This window comes from Candidatus Culexarchaeum yellowstonense, assembly GCF_024707025.1.
GTDB lineage: Archaea > Thermoproteota > Methanomethylicia > Culexarchaeales > Culexarchaeaceae > Culexarchaeum.
This window is the reverse complement of sequence record NZ_JANGFQ010000101.1, coordinates 1-3,630: the sequence shown is the minus strand read 5'-3', so window position 1 is coordinate 3,630 and position 3,630 is coordinate 1. Positions and strand designations below refer to the sequence as shown.

The following is a 3,630-nucleotide window of genomic DNA, read 5'->3' as shown; positions in this document are numbered from 1 at the left end:
CTTGCATCAGCATACCACATAAAGAGGGAAAATCCAGAACACAAAGTGCTATTATTGGAGTGGAGGGGGGCTGCAGGTCAAGGGAACACTGCGAAAAGTGCTGGATGCTTCAGAGCCTTCTTCCACTCAAAAACAAACTTGAAAATGGCAAACTCCTCCATAGAATTCTACAAGCATATACAAGAAGTGGAGAAGTTTAATCTTGGGATCAGGTGGATTGGATACCTATGGCTATTCGATGAAGAACAATTCCACTATTTAGAACCATACCTCAAGGATATGGAGTCGCTTGGTATAGAGTATAAGATTGTAAGCGATGAAGAGATAAGAGAGAAGATAAATCCAAACATGAGGGCAAGTGAATCTGGAATAAGTGGACTTAGAGATATAGAAGTTGGGTTGCTGGTGAAGAAGGCTGGCAAAATGGATGTGGAGAAACTTGTGGAATACTACGAATCAAAATTCAAATCCATGGGTGGTAAGGTGGCTTATGGAATCAAAGTGGACAAGATAATTGTGGAGGCTGAGGAGGAGCTTGGACTCCCAGGGGAACCATACTTCTGGCAGAGGGCGAGGGCAACGGGAGTTGAAGCTGGGGGGAGGAGGATAGAAGCTAAAAAGATTGTGGTGGCAGCTGGAGTATGGGCAGATAGACTACTACACCCACTGGGAATAGACACGTATCAGAGAGCTAAGAAGAGACAAGTATTCGTTGTGAAGGCGGAAGGCCCATTGGAAAAGCTATTGTATACCAAGGGATTCAATGCCGAAGGTTGCCTACCATTCACAATACTCCCACAACCAAGAATATACATTAAACCGGATATTGATGAAGGAAACTTCTGGATTGGATATGCAGACGACTTCCTAAGACCAATAGCAATCGAGGATGACCCACAACCCGAGGAAAACTTCTACAGGTATGGCATACATCCAATCCTATCCACATACCTACCACAATTTGAGCAAGCTAAACTTGTAAACTCGTGGGCTGGACAATATGGCGTCAACACATACGATGGACAACCAGTAGTATTCCAAGAGGGGGGGATAATAGTGGCTTCAGCAGATAGTGGAAGTGGGATAATGAAGGGAGATGCCATAGGGAGAATTGTCGCAGCAATATACAATGAAAGGAAGGAAGCAAAACTTTTTGATGGAGAAGTATTCAATGTGGAGGATATAGGGATAGAGAAGAGGAGGGTGGAGAGGGAGAAGTTCGTAATATGACGTAAATTTTTAACCCTCAGGAGACCGTCGTCTCCTCACCAATCAGAATGTAAGTTCACATCATAGGGCAATTAGATATTACGTTAAACGGGGAATAAAATTTAACGCAAAGCATTAGGTTGATGATTAAAGTAACATTTAATTTTAAAGGAGTTTATATGATTCTAGGATGAGGCTTGACTGTAAAATTTAGGGAAGGTGAAGAACTAATTTTAAAGTTGAAGCCTCACCCCATAGCATTCATGGAACTATACATCACAGGATTATATGTTGCTATTGCAAGTATAATTGCAAGAATATATGCCGATGAATTAGCATTGAAGGTTAGTAAATTGCTTGGCTTAAACATTGTTCCAATAGGGTACATGTCTACACTGGTTTGGGCATTTACAATTATGATTCCATTCATAGTTATGTTCATAGCCAAATCATCGATCAAATGGCTTGCAGCTGGACTGATAATGGTAATTGCATCCATAGCCATAAAATTTGAGACAGGGATATCTGAATCAACTTCAAGCTTATTCATGGGAATCGTATGGCTTGCATTAAGTAACATGTACAAGAATGCACACACATACTACATAACCACAGATAGGATAATATCGGAATACAAGTTCATCAAGGAGAAGACTAGGGAGATAAGCTACCAATACATTACGGATTTAGTTGTAGAGAAGGGGGTTATTGGGAGAATACTGAACGTGGGGACAATAATACCAGTATCCACAGCTGGTCTTGGACTTGGAGGGGAGATAGCAGCCATAAGCGGAAAAATAGATGTTAAACAGACAGGTTTAGGAGTTATAGCAGGCACAAACATTGTAATGCCGAAGGGTAGAAGCCCAAACGTCCTATTCGGAGTTAAAGATCCAATGAAAGTTAAGGAGATAATATCTAAGGAGATGGCTAAACATAGTGAGAGTGGAATATTGACGAAGATCTCAGAAAACCTTGAGAAGATATTGGAGAAAACTGAGAGGAAGGGGGAATCAGCCACTGGAACTGTGGGAGACAAGCCCAAGGGAGAGTAAATCCACATCTATCTCAGCCCTACTACGCCAACCAATACTTAGATGATCATCCTTAACATCCAAGTAGCCTAACTTAACAAACCTATCCAAGAGCAATTCAACCCTCCACCTTGGAAGCTTCTCAGCAAGTAAATCCTCCAAATCCCTCCTCCTCACACTACCACCCCTAGAATTTATTATGGAGATACATGCAGCTAAAGCTCCAAGCTCATCAATACTCCAACCAGCAGTTAGAACATCAGTGATCTTAGCTGGATATCTAAATGTAACCATGAAGAGAGCTCTATCATAATCCTCAGCCCTAGGTTCGGAAACCTCCTCCACAAAGACTATTTTAACCTTTAAACCAAATTTCGCAAGCTCCTCATCCAAAACCTTAATTATATCAAGGTATCTCCTACCTAGAGATCTCCTAAGCTCCCACCCCTTAACCCCAGGCCTCCTATGCCTCTGTATTAGTAGAAGTTGAGCTGCACGTTCAATCTTAGATTTCAAATCGGCTTTCTCAGACACCCCTAACCCTCCTCAACCACTCATCATATGAAATGGATATTGCAATGGAATTTGAACCTGAAACTTGAACCTTCTCCTCATATGGTATTATCAAGTAATCATCAACTTTAGGATCATAATCTAAACCCACATAACCATAGGATACTAGGTATGAGAGCATGTAAGCCTTCAAAACTGATTCTTCAAAACTATTGGATCTTATGAAATCCCAATAATAGATTTTACCACCCTTAGAGGCTTCCTTAACCCTACCCCAAAACTCCTCAATCATCTCACTAAAAGAGCCTTTCAACGCAAGCCTCTCCCTAATAAGATCCTCAAAGGAAATGGATTCAATCGTGGAGGTTTGAGGTGGAAGTCTACCCCACCTACCCCTCAAGGGAGGGAGATTAACCCAATACTTCGCAGCCTCCTCAAAACCCATACGGGATATCAACCTCACAGAAGCGATGGGGCGCATGGCTTGACATAGTATATGTGCAAGATCACTTAAACTCAAACTCTTAACTTTAGCTTCAATTATCAATGGGTCGAAGTATAGCTTTGAAGATTTATCCCTAACCCATCTACCTTGAAACTCGACAACCCTACTTAAAGCCTCCAAAGCCTCCAAATCCAAAACTAAATCCTCAGTGGAGCTTGATTGGGAGAGGAAATCCCTAAGATACTTAATGTACCTCTCAACTTCAATGGTGAATGGATCTACACCTCTACGGAGAACACGCTCACAAGTACTTATAATCCTCTCCACATATTCACGTTTAACTTTAAAGCTCACTTGGACACCACCTTAACCTCAGACTTCCCACCAACATTCTGCACAAATATTATGTTAACCCTCCCCTCCCCAACA

Annotated in this window: 4 protein-coding genes; 2 read left to right on the top strand and 2 right to left on the bottom strand. The window is 41.7% G+C overall.

Annotation, left to right across the window (positions count from 1 at the left end):
* Together MRT15_RS08995 and MRT15_RS08990 are read left to right on the top strand one after the other, a co-directional pair.
* Positions 1–1,230, top strand: a 1,230-nt coding sequence (locus tag MRT15_RS08995) for an FAD-binding oxidoreductase (RefSeq protein WP_304329752.1), incomplete at its 5' end; no start/stop codon positions are given.
* A 176-nt stretch (positions 1,231–1,406) separates the two neighbouring features.
* Positions 1,407–2,264 (top strand): PH domain-containing protein, encoded by an 858-nt coding sequence (locus MRT15_RS08990; protein WP_304329751.1) that lies wholly within the window; start codon positions 1,407–1,409, stop codon positions 2,262–2,264.
* On the opposite strand, the gene MRT15_RS08985 is transcribed toward MRT15_RS08990, so the two are convergent.
* Complete coding sequence (locus MRT15_RS08985; RefSeq protein ID WP_304329750.1) at positions 2,223–2,777, bottom strand: hypothetical protein; 555 nt, start codon at positions 2,775–2,777, stop codon at positions 2,223–2,225. The genes MRT15_RS08990 and MRT15_RS08985 overlap by 42 nt on opposite strands.
* Positions 2,770–3,555 carry a hypothetical protein gene (locus MRT15_RS08980; protein ID WP_304329749.1) on the bottom strand — a complete coding sequence of 262 codons (786 nt, stop codon included), beginning with the start codon at positions 3,553–3,555 and terminating at the stop codon, positions 2,770–2,772. Before MRT15_RS08980 ends, MRT15_RS08985 begins: the two co-directional genes overlap by 8 nt.
* Positions 3,556–3,630 lie beyond the last annotated feature (75 nt).